The following is a 14,428-nucleotide window of genomic DNA, read 5'->3' on the forward strand; positions in this document are numbered from 1 at the left end:
TGTCGCGCCGGTGCAACGGGTTCCCGGATGAAAGTCTGGTGCAATGATTCACCGCGCATCCCGGGGCGCCGGCGGCCTGACGAGCGCGCTGCTGCTGGGCGCGGTGATGTGCGGCTGCCACGCGGCGCCACACCACAACTCCCCCACCACGCCGACCACCGCCGCGGCACCGACGACCACCCGATCGGCGCCCACGGTGAGGATCCAGCCCTTACCGGTTCGGCCGGTGCAGAAGTCCCAACCGACGACGCCCAACAAGTGCCCCGCCGCGAATCCGAACGCTCCGGTGGCACCGACCGGCGTCCTGGTTACCTGCGACCTCGCCCGGACGACGCTGTATACGTTGGGTCCCGAGACGATGCGACTGGCCCTGATCCACGTGGACCCGCCGGCGTCACTGACGTCCGGCTTCTACGAGGTGAGCTTGACCATGGACCCGCTGTCCGCGGGGGCCTGGGCGACATTCACCGCCACCCACCTGCAGGACCACGTTGCCTTTATCCGCGACGATCTGGTTCTGGAGGCGCCGATCATCGTAGAGCCGGTCACCTCCGGCAAGATCGCGTTGACCACCCAGACGGCCCAGGCCGCCGACCAGTTGGCGCAATTGGCCGGACGCCCCGCGTAGCATGGGTCGCCTCGGCATCGGCTTCCTCGGCGGATTCGGACTTCCGCCAGTGGAATTCGTCGATCTCACAGCCGACCTCGGTTGCAGGTACATGTCGGCCGTGGTGCGGGGGCTTCCGCTGGTACCGCTGGGCTATCCGCCCTTCTCGCTGAAGGACGCGGCGCTGCGGCGAGACGTGCGGGCCGCGATGGACCACCGTGGCGTCACGATCTCGCTGGGCGACGGGTTTTTGGTCCTGCCCGGCGCCGAGATGAGCGAATTCACAAGCGATCTCGACGCGCTGGCCGAGCTCGCGGTTCCGCGGATCAACGTCGTGAGCCTCGACCCCGACCTCGGCCGCACGTTCGACCAGTTCGCGGCCCTGACGGAGCTCGCCGCCCAACGCGAAATCCAGACGGTCGTCGAACCGGTACCGGGTCTGACCGTGGGCGACCTGCCCACCGCGCTGGCCGCCCGGGAACACGTCGCGCGGCCCGACTTTCGGCTGTTGATCGACACGATGCACCTCGTGAGATCCGGTTCGACCGCCGCGGACGTCGCGGCCATCGACCCCGATCACATCGGCTATGCCCAAGTCAACGACACGACCCTGCGGCCGCGCGGCGACAACTACATGGAGGAAGCCATGTTCGAGCGCATGGTTCCGGGCGAGGGCGAATTGCCGCTACCCGAAATCCTTTCCGCGCTTCCCGCCGACGTCGTGATCGAAATCGAGGTCCCGAGAAGGTCGTTGGCACTGGCCGGCGTCAGCCCGATCGATCGCCTGCGCCCCTGCGTCGAGGCGGCGCGCCGCTTGTTGTCCGACGTGGCCGCCCGGTCAACGGGTTAGCGGTCAGCTCGGTTCGCGAAGCGGAAGGCCCGCGGCACGGTAGATCGCGTCGATAACGGTCATGTTTTCGATCGCGTCTTCCGGGGTTGTCTTGACCGGTTCGCCGCGCAGGACCGACGCGGCGAAGGCGTCGAGCTGGTAGGCGTAGGAGGGCCGGCGCGAAAAGCGTTCGACGCGCCGCCCGTCGTGTGATCGGATCGTGAGCCGGTGGAAAAGGCTGGGCAACACCGGGTTCAAGACGCGAAGCTCACCGTGTTCGCCGACCACGTGCGCGCTGATCTGCAGCAGCTGCGTCGACCACATCGAACACCGGACCCGGCCGGTGTGCCCGCCGGCGAACTTCACCTCGGCCGTCATGGCGCGGTCCACCTGCGGATCGCGCAATTTGGCGCGCGCCGAAACGACCTCCGGCGTTGAACCACCGAAGGTGCGGACCATGTGCACCGAGTAGCACCCCGCGTCCATCAGCGCCCCGCCGGCAAGCGAATAGTTGTAGCGGATGTCGGCGAACCTCGGCAGGGGGAAGCACATGGCGGCCTCCACCCGGGTGAGCTTGCCGAGCTCGCCGGAGGCGATGATCTCCTCGACGCGCCGGGTCAGCGGGTGGTAGCGATAGTGGAAGGCCTCCATCACCACCCGGTCCGAATTCGCGGCGATCTCGGCGATCTCGCGTGCCTCGGCGGCGTTGGCGGTGAAAGGCTTTTCGCACAGGACGTGCTTGCCCGCGGCCAGCGCGGCCCGCGTCCACTTGCCGTGCAGGCCGTTCGGCAGCGGGTTGTAGACCGCGTCGACGGCGGGGTCGGCGATCAGCGCGTCGTAGCTTTCGTGCACCCGCGGGATGCCGTGTTTGGCGGCGAAGGCCCGCCCACGCTCCGGGTCGCGGGCCGCCACGGCGGCCACCTCTACCTGGCTGTGCTGCTTGGCTGGATTGACGACGGCCAAAGGCGCGATGCGGGCCGCCCCCAAGATGCCGATTCGGATGGGGTTGCCGTCTGCTGACACGGAGCCGACGCTAGCACTCGGCCGTCTGCGACGGCTATCGCCGACATCGAGGCCGGTCCCCGCGCCTTACAGGTCCGCGTCGAACACCGAGATGGGGTCCAGGATGACGCCGGTCTCCTCGACGTAGCGATCCCACAGCGCCAGCAGCTCGGTCAGCTTGTCGGGCTGCGAGGCGGCCAGATCTTCGATCTCGCCCGGGTCGCCGGACAGGTCGTAGAGTTGCCAGGCGCCGGGACCGTACGGCGCCGGCAGATAGACGGCCTTCCAGTCGCCCTGCCGAATCGCCCTGCGCCCGAACAACTCCCAACCGGTGCTGGTGTCCGCGCCGTGAACCGTTTCGGCTTCGCCCGACAGGTACGACACCAGCGAGCGGCCCCGCATGGGTTCGACGTCGCGGCCCCGGTAGGCGGTGCGCGGGTGCGCGACGCCGGCGAGCTCGAGCACCGTCGGGGCGATGTCCATGACCGTCGTGAAGGCAGTGCCGATTTCGGCCTGCCGGGCAAAACCGGGCCAGGTGACGAACCCGACCACCCGGATCCCGCCTTCGGTGGTGAACGCCTTGTGCAGGCGCGACGGCGCGGTGGCCGCTTGCGCCCAGCGCGGGCCGTACCAGATGAACGAGGTGGGGCCACCCAGGTTGTCGAGGCTGTTGTCGCAGTACTTTTCGATCTGTGCGACGATTTGGGCGCCGCGCAGCGGCATCGCCTCGACCATCGCGCCCTCCGCGCCGTTGTCGGACAGGAAGATCACGACGGTGTTGTCCAGTTCGCCGGTGTCGGCCAGGTAGTCGATGACCCGGCCGATGTTCTGATCCATCCGGTCCACCATCGCGGCGTAGACCTCCATGCTGCGGGCCGAGCGGGCGCGCTCGTCATCCGTCATGTCGGCCCACTCGGGGGCGCCGTCGGCCACGACCGGGTGCGCCTCGACGTCGAACGGGCACAGGCCGAGCTTCTTCAGCGCCTCCAGGCGCGCCTCGCGCAATTCGTCCGGACCGGCGTCGTAGCGGCCGTGGTAGGTCGCGATGGACTCCGCCGGCGCCTGCAACGGCCAGTGCGGCGCCTGAAAAGGCAAGTAGGCGAAGAACGGGCGGTCGTCGTCCGCGCGGCGCTCGCGGAAGTAGCCCAACAGCGTGTCGACGTAGAAATCGGACGAGTAGAAGTCGTCGCCGACGGTGACGAAATGGTCGTCCTCGGTGTAAAGCGTTGCCACGGGCGAGAACCCGCCACCGGTGGCGGGGCCGTAGTGGCTGGCGCCGGCCGGCAGCAGCGCGAACGAGCGCTCGAATCCGCGCGCCCACGGCGACCTTTCGATGGTGTCGCCCAGGTGCCACTTGCCCGACATCAGCGTCAGGTATCCGGCGTCGCGCAACAGCTCGGGCAGGGCGACCACCCGGTCGTTCAGGTAGCCCTCGTAGCCCGGGGCGCCGCGGAACTCGGGCATCGCGACCTCGAGCATCGTGCCGATGCCGGCGAGGTGGTGGTCAGTCCCGGTCAGCAGCATCGCCCGGGTGGGCGAGCAGGCCGGGGCGGAGTGGAAATCGGTGAACCGGACCCCGGCGTAGGCCAGCCGGTCCAGGTTCGGCGTCTTGATCTCGCCGCCGAACGCACCGATATCGGAATAACCGAGGTCGTCCGCCACGATTACTAGAAAGTTGGGCCGCTTCACGGTGAAGCATCCTGTCAGGTCCGGCGCCGGGATGGAATGGCCGGGATGGAATGGCAATGCCCCGCCGATATTCTCAAGGCAGCCCGTGATCCGGACTCGGAAGGGGGACTGGGATGCTGGAACAGTTTGGGATGTCGATACCGCTGGTCGCCGCCCCGATGGCCGGCGGGCCCACCACGTCGGCGATGGTGTCCGCCGCGACCCAGGCCGGCGCGCTGGGCATGCTGGCGGCAGGGTACAAGACGGTCGACGCCGTCGAGGCCGAGATCAAGAAGGTCCGCGCCGAGGGAATTCCGTTCGGGATCAACGTCTTTGCGCCTAATCCCCTGCCCGTCGACCCCGACAGCTATCGCGCCTACGCCGCGATCGTCCAGAAGGAGGCCGACCAGTTCGGTCTAACGCTTCCCACCGAGCCGATCGACGACACCGACCGGTTCGACGAGAAGATCGCGCTGTTGCTCGACGACCCGGTGCCGATGGTGTCGTTCACGTTCGGGATACCGCCGGCCGACGTGATCGCCGCCCTGCGAAAGGCCAATACCGTTGTTGTGCAGACCGTGACGACGCCCGACGAGGCGGCGCAAGCGCGCGACGCCGGGGTTGACATGCTTGCCGTGCAGGCGGCGACGGCGGGCGGGCATTCGGGCACGCTCTCGCCGCGCAAGCCGTTGACACCGGTCCCGATCGTCGACCTCGTCGCACAGATCGTCGCGACGGTATCGCTGCCGGTGATGGCCGCCGGCGGGCTGGCCACTCCCGCCGCGGTGGCCGACGTGATCCGTGCCGGCGCCGCGGCGGCCGCGGTCGGGACGGTTCTGCTACGCGCCACCGAGAGCGGCGCCTCGGCCACCCACCAGGCGGCCCTCACCGACCCCGCCTACACCGAAACCGTGATCACCCGGGCCTTTACCGGCCGCCCGGCCCGCGGCCTGCGCAACGCGTTCATCGACGCCCACGAGGCGCAGGCGCCGCTCGGCTATCCGGCGATTCACTACCTCACCAGCCCGATGCGCAAGGCCGCGGCCGCGGCGGGCAAGCCCGACTACGTCCACCTGTGGGCGGGCACCGGGTATCGGCACGCCACCGCGGAGCCCGCGGCCGACATCCTGCGGCGCTTGGCCTCCGATCTCTGACCGGCTAATCCGGGCCGCGGATCAGTTGCTCAGATACAGGTACCAGAGGCCGTCGGAGTGCTGAACGCACTGGAAATGGGTGAACGTGCCGGGGTGGTTCACCTCGACGTGGGGGCCGTCCACCTCGCACGCGGCCTGGGTCGCGTAGTTGCCTTCGACCTGGATTTCCTCGGCGTTGCTGACGCCGACGCCGGTGGTCATCAGGCCACAGAACGCCAGAACACCGGCGGCAACGGTCTTCCTCATCATGCACCTCCAATTCGCTTCCGCCGCTGGGGCGGAGCCTGCAGCCGTTTGCTGATGGCCCGACGTTAGCCAGCCGTGCCGGTTTTCCGCTCAGCAAAGAAAAAGAATTTGCACGGACATAACATTCGGGTCGCCTGCCCGGCACTCAACTCGCCGCGCCACGGGCGGTTCGGTGCCCCATGGACATCACGCGGTCGATCGCGTCGCTGACGCACTCCGCGTCCTCTTCGAGGAGCATGTGCCCGGCGGTGGGCCGGTGCACGTGGGTGGCACCGGGGATGGCCGCGGCCAGGTCGCGCGCGTGGTCGGCCGGCGTGGTTCGGTCCGCTCCGCCGCTGATGACGACCGTGTTGGCGGCGGTCGCGGCGAGCGCGTCGTACTGGTCGTATTGCTTCAGGCTGGGCAGGAAACCGGCCGCGGTGGTCAACGAAATCGTGCGGATGGCGGATTGCGTGACCGCCGCGGCGCCGTTGCGCTCGACGCCGGAATATCTGATGAGGCCCTCGCAGACGGGCCGGACCAGCCCGTTGATCGCCTGGTCCGTCGCCCGTCGCGGCATGTGGTGCACCAGATCGAACAGCGCTCCCGTGGCCCGGCCGGCCAGCAAGCGGCCCAGCCCCCGCTCGGCAAGCCGGCCCGCCGCCGTGGCCACCAGGACGAGCCCCTGCGGTTGCAGCGGGCGGCCGGCCGCGGGACCGCCCAGATAGGCCAGCGCCGTCATCCCGCCCATCGAGTGCCCCGCCAGCGTCAGCGGCCCGCTCACTCGCAGCGCGGTCAGGATGTCGGCGAGGTCGGCGGCGAGCCGGTCGATCCGGTAGGTGTGCATGTCGGCCCCGGTGGAACGCCCGTGGCCGCGGTGGTCGTAGGTGATGATTCGCACGCTGTCGCCCCACCGGCGCACCAGGTGGCGAACCTGGAGGGCCCAGCTCGACTGCGTCAAGCACAGACCGTGCAGCAGGACGACGGTGTGGTCGCGGGCGCCGGCCGCGCCGTAGTCGCGGACCGCGAGCCGCACGCCGTCGCCGGTGATCACCGTGCGCTCGACGTACCCGTCGCGCGGAGTGGGCAGTCGCTGCGGAAGCGCAGCGGTCGGCGCGCGGTACGCGTTTGATCCCGTCGTCATTTCCGGCTGAGTGAACACGGTGGGCTCCTGGTCGGTGTCGATGTCGAGGGGGTCTCGACACCTCGTTGCACTCGACGCTACGGAGCGATGACGGCGCTGACGCGCTTGTGCGCAATAGCCACGGAACAAACGATTTTGAGCTTTTGCGCATTCTGTTCACGGGGTGATCGTCGGCCGGGACCGCCGCGCGAATGCCCTAGTCTCTCCCGCCGCCGTGTCCCTTGCCGTGGCCTTTGCCCGGCCCGTGCCGTGGCGGACCCGGCGGCTGTTCAGTGGGAGGCGGTGGGGGAACCGGGTTGCTGACCGGCATCGGCACCGGCGACGGGGTGCTGGTGGTGACCGGCTTGGCGGGCGCGTTCGAGGGCGCCGGATCCGACGCGATCGCGAACGGGAGGACGATCATCGCCGCCAGGACGGCCAGGGCGACGAGCGCCTTCCTGGTGCGGCTCGTCAGCCGTGGACCGCGCGCCGGCACGGGCATCTCGAGCACCTTCGTCGCCGGGCGCCGCGGGGCGGCGAGCGGCACCCCGGCCATCAGCGGCGCCCCCCGGCCGTGCAGGACTCCCCGCATTTCCTCGGCACTGCCGAACCGCTGCCGCGGATCCGGCGCCATCGCGCGTTCGATCGCCGTGATCAGGGCGGGATCGACGTCGGGCCGCAGCAGGGCGAGTGGCGGCGGCCGGTCATGCAAGATGGCGCGGGCCAGTGCGCCCATGTTCTCCTGCGGGAAGGGCCGATGCCCCGCGAGTGCCTCGTAGCCGACCACCCCGACGGCATAAAGGTCATCGACCACGCTGGCGGGCGCTCCGGCGAGCCGCTGGGGGCTCAGGTAGGCAATGGTGCCGAAGACCTGGCCCGTTCGCGTGTGCGCCGCCTCCTGGGTCTTGGCGATGCCGAAGTCCGCGACCTTCATGGCCGCGCCGTCGGCGCCGACCAGGATGTTTCCCGGCTTGATGTCCCGGTGCAGGATCGCCGCGCGGTGCGCGACCGACAGTGCGGCGAGAACGTTGTCGAGCGTGGCGCGGACGTGCGGCGGCAGAAGGGGACCACGGGCTATCAGATCGGCCAGCGAAGTGCCGGGCAACCGCTCCATCACGATGAAAGGTATGCCCTCGTGCTCGCCGCTGTCGTGGACCGCCACGATGTTCGGATGGTTCAGCGCGGCGGCCGCGCGCGCCTCCGCGTCGAACCGGTGCCGAATGTCGGGCTCCGCGTTGAAAATCGGGTGCAGGAGCTTGATGGCGATGGACCGGTTCAGTCGGGTGTCCCAGCCGTCGCGAACTTCGGCCATGCCTCCCAGGCCAAGCCTGCCGCGCAGTTCGTAGCGGCCGGCCAGCAACGCGAGGGTGTTCATTCGCCCTGCCAATCCCCACTGCTTTTGTCGACGACCGGGCGCGCAACGCGGCGACCGACGTCCCACGTCGGCTACCCAAAGGCCTGCGGTTCAAAACGCGCGTCCGAGATCGACACGACCAGCGCTTTTGCGCATTGCGCTGATTCGGAGCGGCACGTTCGCCATCCGCGACGGGCGTCGCTCCGAAACAGTATCGAGCAGATTTTGTGGCGACCGAAGCCGATGATTCGAAGAGGGGGCCTGTCCTGATGGGAATAGCGACGTTCAAAACGGTTGCAGCTGGCGATGGTTCACCGCAATCCCCGTCCGGATACGCCCTTCACCTGCTGGTCCACGCGATCGCGACGGCCCTGCTACTGATCGCTTGGGTGGCCGCGATATGGACGTTCATGGACTGGGTCGCGGCGCCGCCGTGCACGAAACCCTCCCTTGCTTCGGTGTCCTCGCCGGTGTCGTCGTCGGTGGTCGCGTCGCCGCGGTATGCGGCCCTCGACGATACCGGCTGTCCCTGCCCGCACGAGCGGCAGCGCCAGAACGCCTAGAACGCGTCGGGATTGCGCTGGACCTCGGTCGGCACCGGGTGGCGGTACAACCGAGAGGCGTTCTCCCAGCTGAACTTTCGGATCACGTCCGCGGGCAAATCGCCGATTTGCTCGTGAATCGTCTCCTGGGTGTGCGGCCAGGTGGAATCGCAGTGCGGGTAGTCGGCTTCCAGCATGATGTTGTCCACGCCGATCCGATCGCGCTGCACGAACGACGATTTGTCCTCCACCGCGCAGAACCAGAAGTTTCGGGTGAAAACCTCTGCGGGAGTCAGCCTTTCGCCCATGGCCTGCCAGGTGCCGTACATCGCGTGGTAGCTGAGCATGTGGTCCAGGCGGTCCAGCAGCCCGGCGACCCAGCCGATTCCGCCCTCCGACAGGCAGATCTTCAGGTCGGGGAATCTGCTGGGCAGGCCGGAGTACAACCAGTCGACCGCCGCGGAAATGGCATAGGCGAAGAACAGCACGCCCTGGACGTCCGGCGGCGCGTCGTCGGTGGTGGACGGTGAGGATCCGGAGGACCCGATGTGCAGGTTCACCACGGTGTCCGTCTCGGCGCAGGCCGCCATCATCGGATCCCAGTGGCCGGAGTGGATGCTGGGCAATCCGAGCATCGCCGGGTTCTCGCTGAAAGTGACGGCGTGAAAGCCGCGTTCGGCGTTCTCATAGATCATCTTCGCGCCGAGCTCGGGGTCCAGCAGCCAGGGCAGCTGGCAGGCAATGATGCGTTCGGGATACGAGCCCGCCCAGACCTCGAGGTGCCAGTCGTTCCATGCCCGCACCGAGGCCAGCGCCAGGTCGCGATCGGTGGTGACCTGTTGTAGCCGCTGGCCGGCGAATCCCGGCAGGAACGAGGGAAAGTTGAGTGAGGCGTAGATGCCGTTCAGGTCCATGTCCTTGACCCGCTCGTGGATATCCCATGCGCCCCTGCGCATCTCGTCGAACCGGACCGGCTCGAAGCCGTATTCGGCCACCGGCCGCCCCACCACGGCGTTGAACCCGACGTTGGGCAGTTCCCGGCCGTCGTAGACCCACGTCTGTCCCCCGGTCCCGGTCTCCACGACCTTTGGGGCGCGGTCGGCGAACTTCCGGGGCAGGCGCCCGGTGAAGGTGTCGGGCGGTTCGACGATGTGGTCGTCCGCCGAGATCACCGTGTACCGGCGCGGGGCGCGGGGCGGGTCGGGCAGGAACGTGACCGAGCGATCGTCGCCGGTCTTCGCCGTCGTGAACTTCAGGTCGCCGGCCAGCTCATCGATCGATTTCACTCGTCAGTCTCCTTGCGGGACAGGGCACTTGAGTGTGCGCCAGCGGCATTGACTGTGTGCCCAGGGCGGGAATCGCGGCCGAACCGCGCCCTGAATGCACACTCAGCGCCGTGGCCGCACAATCCACGGCCGCTCAATTGAGGACATCCGAATCGGCCTTGATGGTCATCCGGGCCGCCCCCGCCCAGTACACGTCGGCGGCGCGTTCGATCAGCGACCGCTGCATGCCGGCCATGTCCGACCAATTCATCTTCACCGGTTCCCGGCCGGTAAGCATGACGTCGTAGGCCAGCTTGCAGACCCGTTCGATCGATGCCGCCCGGTAGACCGCCTCCGGCAGGTTGCGACCCGTTGCGATGACGCCGTGGTTGGCCAGGATGGTGAGGTTGGCGCCCCCGATGCGCGCGGCGAGATCGGCGGCGCGGGCCGGGCTGTCGATTTCCCCGTCGTAGGACTCGACCAGGCACAGGTCGTCGAGATACAGCGAACCGGTTTGGTGGACCAGTTCGGGGAGCCTGCCCAGCGCGGCGAGCACGCACACGTAGTAGGGGTGGTTGTGGATGACGACGCGGGCGTCGTCGCGCACGCGGTGCAGTTCGGTGTGGATGTGGATGGCCGGGGTGACGTCCCATCGACCGCGGACGACGCGGGCCTCGCTGTCCACCACGCAGATGTCCGAGGCGGTGAGCTCCTGCCACCACAGCCCCCACGGGTTGACGAACATGTCCGTTTGGCCGTCGAGTTGCCAGGTGATGTGTCCGGCCATGTTTTCCGCGAACCCGATGCCGGCGAGATGCCGGAAGGCCACCGCGAGGGCCTGCTCGTTCGACAGGTCGACGCCGATCGGGGGCACCACCGACGGTGCCCAGACCTCGATGCCGCCTCGACGTGCGTTAGGAGCGTTCATGATCCGCCTCCGTCCTGATTCGAATATCCGCGCGGAGCTGGCCTTTGGCAATCTTGCCGCCGGACGATCGGGGAAGCTCGTCGAGCACGATGAGCCGTTCGGGCAGCAGTTCCTTCGAGACGCCCAGCGCCAACAGGTGCTCGACGAGCTCCGGCAGGTCGATGGCCCGGGAATCGACGAGTTCGGTGTAGAGGCAAACCTTTTCACCGAACACCGGATCGGGCATGGCGACGGCCGCCGCCACCGCGATCGCGGGGTGGGTGGTGGCGGCGTCCTCGACCTGGCTGGCGCTGATGTTCTTGCCGCCGCGCACGATGAAATCCGAGGTTCGTCCGGTGACGCTCAGATAGCCTTCCGCGTCGATCTCGCAGATGTCGCCCATGCGCATCCACCCGTCGGCGGTGAACAGCTTGTCGTGGTCGGTCCCGCCCAGGTACCCGAGGCTGGTGGCCGGGCCCCGGCAGGCGGGCTGCCCGCGCCCCGTCGCGGTGACGTCCCGATCGCCGTCGAAGAGTCGCACCGCCATCTCCGGGACGATTCGCCCGCCCGTGCGGAGCCGGCGTTCGCGGGGGTCGTCGAGCGTGGTCGCGCTCAGCAACCCGGTTTCGTTCGAACCGTAAAACTGCAGGATTTTCGCGCCGGTCAGCTCCTCGAACTCGGCGGCGGGCCGGTACGGCAGCGCCTCGCCGCCCGCGAATACGACGCGCAGCGAACTCAGGTCGTGATCGCGGCGGGCCGGGTCCGCCATCAGCATCGTCAGCTGCGTGCTGACACAACACAGCACGGTGACCCGGTGGCGGGTGATCGCCTCACACGCCGCCGACGGGGTGAACCGCGGCAGGATCACCGCGGTGGCGCCGAGATAGATCGGCGTGGTGTGGCTGGTCCATAGTCCAAATCCGAAGGGCGTCGGGATGACCGGCAAGAAGATGTCGTCTGGCGTCAGCAACCCGTTCGCGACGGCCTTCTGGTGAAAGTAGTGCCAGCGGTTCTGCGTGTGCACCACGCACTTGGGCAGGCCGGTGGTCCCGGAAGTGGAGTTGATCAGGAAGACGTCGTCGGGACCCAGTCGCGATTCCGTTCCCACCGCCCGGGGCTGCGCGTCCACGTTCAGCCGCAGCGCACCCGGATCACCGTCCAAGACCAGGGCGGACACCGCGGACTCCTTGGCCACACCGGCCGCGGCATCTCCGCGTTGCGGATCGCTGACCAGGATCTTTGGCTGCGAATTGCGCAGTATCGCGGCGACCTCGCGGGTCCCGGCCCGCGCCCCGATGCCGACCACGACGGCACCACACCGTTCGATCGCGACGAACAGCGCGTGGATGGCGGCGGCATCGCCGTGCCACACCGCGACCCGGTCACCGCGAACCACGCCCAACCCCGCGAGTAGCTCGGCCAATTTGGTTGCCGCATGGTCGAATTCGCGCCAGTCCAACGACGTCCCGGGATGATCGACGTAGGCGGGGCGATCAGGCGACGATTGGGCGTTGCGACGTACCGCGTCCGACAGCGTCTCATCGGACCACCAGCCGGCCGCGCGAAACAGGGCCGAGTCCTCGTCGGTGAATGCCGGCGAGCCCACGGTATCCAGCTCACCGGCGCTCATTGGCAAATGATAGGAAACCGCTCGTCGGTTGGTCTCCGAAGCCCGGCCGCTACGGATTCTGCGGGGCCGGAGCGTTGTGCTGGTTGGCGCCGGCGGTCCCCGGACGCGGGTGCGGCGTGGGACAGGTGCGGTGCGGAACGCAGCCACAGTTGAGCCCGATGATGCAGGGACTCCCGCCGACGGGCTGTACGTGGATGGCGCCGTCGCCGTCGCTGCCGGTTGCCGTCGCGGACGAAGAGCTCGTTGCGACGTTCAGCGGCCCGCCGGGACCGGTCTGCGGGCCGGCAGCGCCCAACCCTGCCGCAAAGACCAATGCGGCGCCGCCGCATACCGCGGCCGCCAGTGTGGCTTTGCGATTCGTCATGGTCACCAACTGTAATTTCCGTTCGCGGGATGCGCACCGCCATACAGGGTGCTTTAGTCAAACCCGACGCAAGCTGTCAGCATATGAGGCGGTCGCCAGTGAGGACCACGCGAATTGCCCGGCTTTGGCCAGGGCTGCTCAGCGGCGCCGCCGCCGGGGCCGCCGGTACCACCGCGCTCAACGTGATCACCTATCTGGACATCGCGGTGCGGGGCCGGCCGACGAGCTCGACGCCCGAACGGACCGTCGAAGCGATGGCGAAACTGTTCGGCCTGGCGGTGCCGGGATCCGGTGACGTGCTGGCCAACCGGATGCTCGGTCTCGGCGCGCTGACCGGGTATGCCGCGGGGATCGGGATGGGGCTGATCCTCGGGCTGGCCTACGCGCTGGGCTGGCGCCCGAGCCTTGTGGTCGCCACGCTGGTCGCGACGGCGATCGCCCTCATCGGCACCAACGGTCCGATGACCGTGCTCGGCGTGACCGACCCGCGAACCTGGGGTGTCGTCGGGTGGGTCAGCGATCTGATCCCGCACCTGGGATACGGGATGGTCACCGCCCTGGTGCTGCAGTACCTCTGCCGCAGTTGGGATCGGTAGCCGCCCGCCCGGTTTCCACTTGCCGCATGAAAATCAAGGCCGCAGTCCTGTTGTCCGGCGCGCTCATCGCCCTGCTGCTACTGACGCGCTACCTCGCGCTGAGCCGCGCCGGCCTGCCGCTGGGCTGGATGCTCTACCTCGGGCTGCCGATCACCGCGGGCGGTGTGCTCTTCGCGCTGCGACTCATCAACCTCGGCGCGGGGTGGGGCGCCCGGGACACCAGGCGGCCCGCGCATCCGATAGCGCTTTCGTATCCGGAGCCGCCGGTGCCGGTTTCCGAACGGTTCAGAGAGCTCGAGGCGTTGCGCGCCGCCGGCGCGATCTCCGACTCGGAGTACAGCGCGAAGCGCGCCCACATCATCTCGGAGATGTGACGGGCCTCTGCGCCGCTAACCCTGGACGGTGGCGCGGATAACGATCTCACCAATCTCGACGTCGTGGGGCTGCTCGATCGCGAATGCAACGGCGCGCGCCACCGCCGCCGGCGACAAACCGAAGTCGCTCATGGTCCGCCGGATCTGGTCGCGCAGGGCCGCATCGTCGATCGAACCGTCGAGCTCGGTGTCGACGAATCCCGGTGATATCGAAGTGGTTCGGATGACGCCATCGGTCGATTCTTGGCGCAGGCCTTCCATGACGGTACGTACGGCATTCTTCGTAGCCGCATACACCGCCATGGTGGGGACGATCTTCAGCCCGGCGGTGGATACGGTCGTCACGAAGTGGCCGCGGCCCTGTCGGCGGAAGACCGGTAAGGCCGCGGCGATGCCGTGCAGCACCCCGCGCAGATTGACGTCGATCATCGCCGACCACCCATCGACGTCGAGGTTCGACACCGGCCCGATCTTGCTGATCCCCGCGTTGCTCACCAGTACGTCGAGGGAACCGAATTCACCGGAAGCCGTCGCGACCAGCTGGTCGAGATCCGCGCGGCGCGTCACGTCGGTCTGGCAAATGACGACGGCTCCCCCACCATCGCGAATCTCGCGCGCGATCTCCTCGAGGCGCTCGACGCGACGCGCACCGAGGACAACGCTGGCGCCGCGCTCGGCGAGCAGACGCGCGGTTGCCTCCCCTATTCCGCTGCTTGCGCCTGCGATAGCGACAACTTTGCCCGCGACGCCAATCATCGAAGAATCCCTTCGTCTCGTATTGTCATACC

The 14,428-nt window shown here is 68.4% G+C and carries 16 protein-coding genes; 6 read left to right on the forward strand and 10 right to left on the reverse strand.

The annotated features are described in order from the left end of the window. Positions 1-43: 43 nt before the first annotated feature. Together AC5Y2S_RS25015 and AC5Y2S_RS25020 are read left to right on the forward strand one after the other, a co-directional pair. Complete coding sequence (locus AC5Y2S_RS25015; RefSeq protein WP_499959056.1) at positions 44-628, forward strand: SecDF P1 head subdomain-containing protein; 585 nt, start codon at positions 44-46, stop codon at positions 626-628. Between the two features lies 1 nt (position 629). Then, positions 630-1,457: a sugar phosphate isomerase/epimerase family protein gene (locus AC5Y2S_RS25020; RefSeq protein ID WP_499959058.1), complete on the forward strand. Its 828-nt coding sequence runs from the start codon at positions 630-632 to the stop codon at positions 1,455-1,457. 3 nt (positions 1,458-1,460) lie between these two features. Here AC5Y2S_RS25020 and AC5Y2S_RS25025 read toward each other — a convergent pair whose 3' ends face one another. Together AC5Y2S_RS25025 and AC5Y2S_RS25030 are read right to left on the reverse strand one after the other, a co-directional pair. Continuing rightward, the gene (locus AC5Y2S_RS25025) at positions 1,461-2,459 is read right to left on the reverse strand and encodes a Gfo/Idh/MocA family protein (protein ID WP_499959060.1); all 999 of its coding nucleotides are present in this window, start codon (positions 2,457-2,459) and stop codon (positions 1,461-1,463) included. Positions 2,460-2,525: 66 nt separating this feature from the next. Beyond that, positions 2,526-4,127: an arylsulfatase gene (locus tag AC5Y2S_RS25030; RefSeq protein ID WP_499959062.1), complete on the reverse strand. Its 1,602-nt coding sequence runs from the start codon at positions 4,125-4,127 to the stop codon at positions 2,526-2,528. A gap of 113 nt (positions 4,128-4,240) precedes the next feature. Here AC5Y2S_RS25030 and AC5Y2S_RS25035 point away from each other — a divergent pair, with 113 nt between their 5' ends. Beyond that, a complete protein-coding gene (locus AC5Y2S_RS25035) occupies positions 4,241-5,260 on the forward strand; it encodes an NAD(P)H-dependent flavin oxidoreductase (protein WP_499906582.1) in 1,020 nt (339 codons plus the stop codon). Between the two features lie 21 nt (positions 5,261-5,281). Here AC5Y2S_RS25035 and AC5Y2S_RS25040 read toward each other — a convergent pair whose 3' ends face one another. The 3 genes from AC5Y2S_RS25040 to AC5Y2S_RS25050 form a co-directional block, all read right to left on the reverse strand. Beyond that, the gene (locus tag AC5Y2S_RS25040) at positions 5,282-5,506 is read right to left on the reverse strand and encodes a hypothetical protein (protein ID WP_499959064.1); all 225 of its coding nucleotides are present in this window, start codon (positions 5,504-5,506) and stop codon (positions 5,282-5,284) included. Positions 5,507-5,651: 145 nt separating this feature from the next. Further along, entirely contained in the window at positions 5,652-6,647 is a 996-nt protein-coding gene (locus AC5Y2S_RS25045) for an alpha/beta fold hydrolase (RefSeq protein ID WP_499959065.1), read from the reverse strand. A 178-nt stretch (positions 6,648-6,825) separates the two neighbouring features. Further along, positions 6,826-7,983 carry a serine/threonine-protein kinase gene (locus tag AC5Y2S_RS25050; protein ID WP_499959066.1) on the reverse strand — a complete coding sequence of 386 codons (1,158 nt, stop codon included), beginning with the start codon at positions 7,981-7,983 and terminating at the stop codon, positions 6,826-6,828. A gap of 248 nt (positions 7,984-8,231) precedes the next feature. Here AC5Y2S_RS25050 and AC5Y2S_RS25055 point away from each other — a divergent pair, with 248 nt between their 5' ends. Further along, positions 8,232-8,525, forward strand: a complete 294-nt coding sequence (locus AC5Y2S_RS25055; RefSeq protein WP_499959068.1) for a hypothetical protein — start codon at positions 8,232-8,234, stop codon at positions 8,523-8,525. Here the strand turns inward: AC5Y2S_RS25055 and AC5Y2S_RS25060 are convergent. From AC5Y2S_RS25060 to AC5Y2S_RS25075, 4 genes are all read right to left on the reverse strand, one after another. After that, positions 8,522-9,790, reverse strand: a complete 1,269-nt coding sequence (locus AC5Y2S_RS25060; protein WP_499959070.1) for an amidohydrolase family protein — start codon at positions 9,788-9,790, stop codon at positions 8,522-8,524. The genes AC5Y2S_RS25055 and AC5Y2S_RS25060 overlap by 4 nt on opposite strands. Before the next feature lie 133 nt (positions 9,791-9,923). Continuing rightward, the gene (locus AC5Y2S_RS25065; protein ID WP_499959072.1) at positions 9,924-10,697 is read right to left on the reverse strand and encodes a class II aldolase/adducin family protein; all 774 of its coding nucleotides are present in this window, start codon (positions 10,695-10,697) and stop codon (positions 9,924-9,926) included. Next, positions 10,684-12,306 carry a class I adenylate-forming enzyme family protein gene (locus AC5Y2S_RS25070; RefSeq protein WP_499959073.1) on the reverse strand — a complete coding sequence of 541 codons (1,623 nt, stop codon included), beginning with the start codon at positions 12,304-12,306 and terminating at the stop codon, positions 10,684-10,686. Before AC5Y2S_RS25070 ends, AC5Y2S_RS25065 begins: the two co-directional genes overlap by 14 nt. Positions 12,307-12,355: 49 nt before the next feature. Next, the gene (locus AC5Y2S_RS25075; RefSeq protein WP_499959074.1) at positions 12,356-12,670 is read right to left on the reverse strand and encodes a hypothetical protein; all 315 of its coding nucleotides are present in this window, start codon (positions 12,668-12,670) and stop codon (positions 12,356-12,358) included. A gap of 98 nt (positions 12,671-12,768) precedes the next feature. On the opposite strand from AC5Y2S_RS25075, the gene AC5Y2S_RS25080 reads away from it, so the two are divergent. Then, a complete protein-coding gene (locus AC5Y2S_RS25080) occupies positions 12,769-13,266 on the forward strand; it encodes a hypothetical protein (RefSeq protein ID WP_499959075.1) in 498 nt (165 codons plus the stop codon). 26 nt (positions 13,267-13,292) lie between these two features. After that, positions 13,293-13,640 (forward strand): hypothetical protein, encoded by a 348-nt coding sequence (locus AC5Y2S_RS25085; RefSeq protein WP_499959076.1) that lies wholly within the window; start codon positions 13,293-13,295, stop codon positions 13,638-13,640. Positions 13,641-13,655: 15 nt separating this feature from the next. Here AC5Y2S_RS25085 and AC5Y2S_RS25090 read toward each other — a convergent pair whose 3' ends face one another. Further along, complete coding sequence (locus tag AC5Y2S_RS25090) at positions 13,656-14,396, reverse strand: SDR family oxidoreductase (RefSeq protein ID WP_499959077.1); 741 nt, start codon at positions 14,394-14,396, stop codon at positions 13,656-13,658. Positions 14,397-14,428: the final 32 nt, after the last annotated feature.

This window comes from Mycobacterium sp. NGS69, from assembly GCF_059812165.1.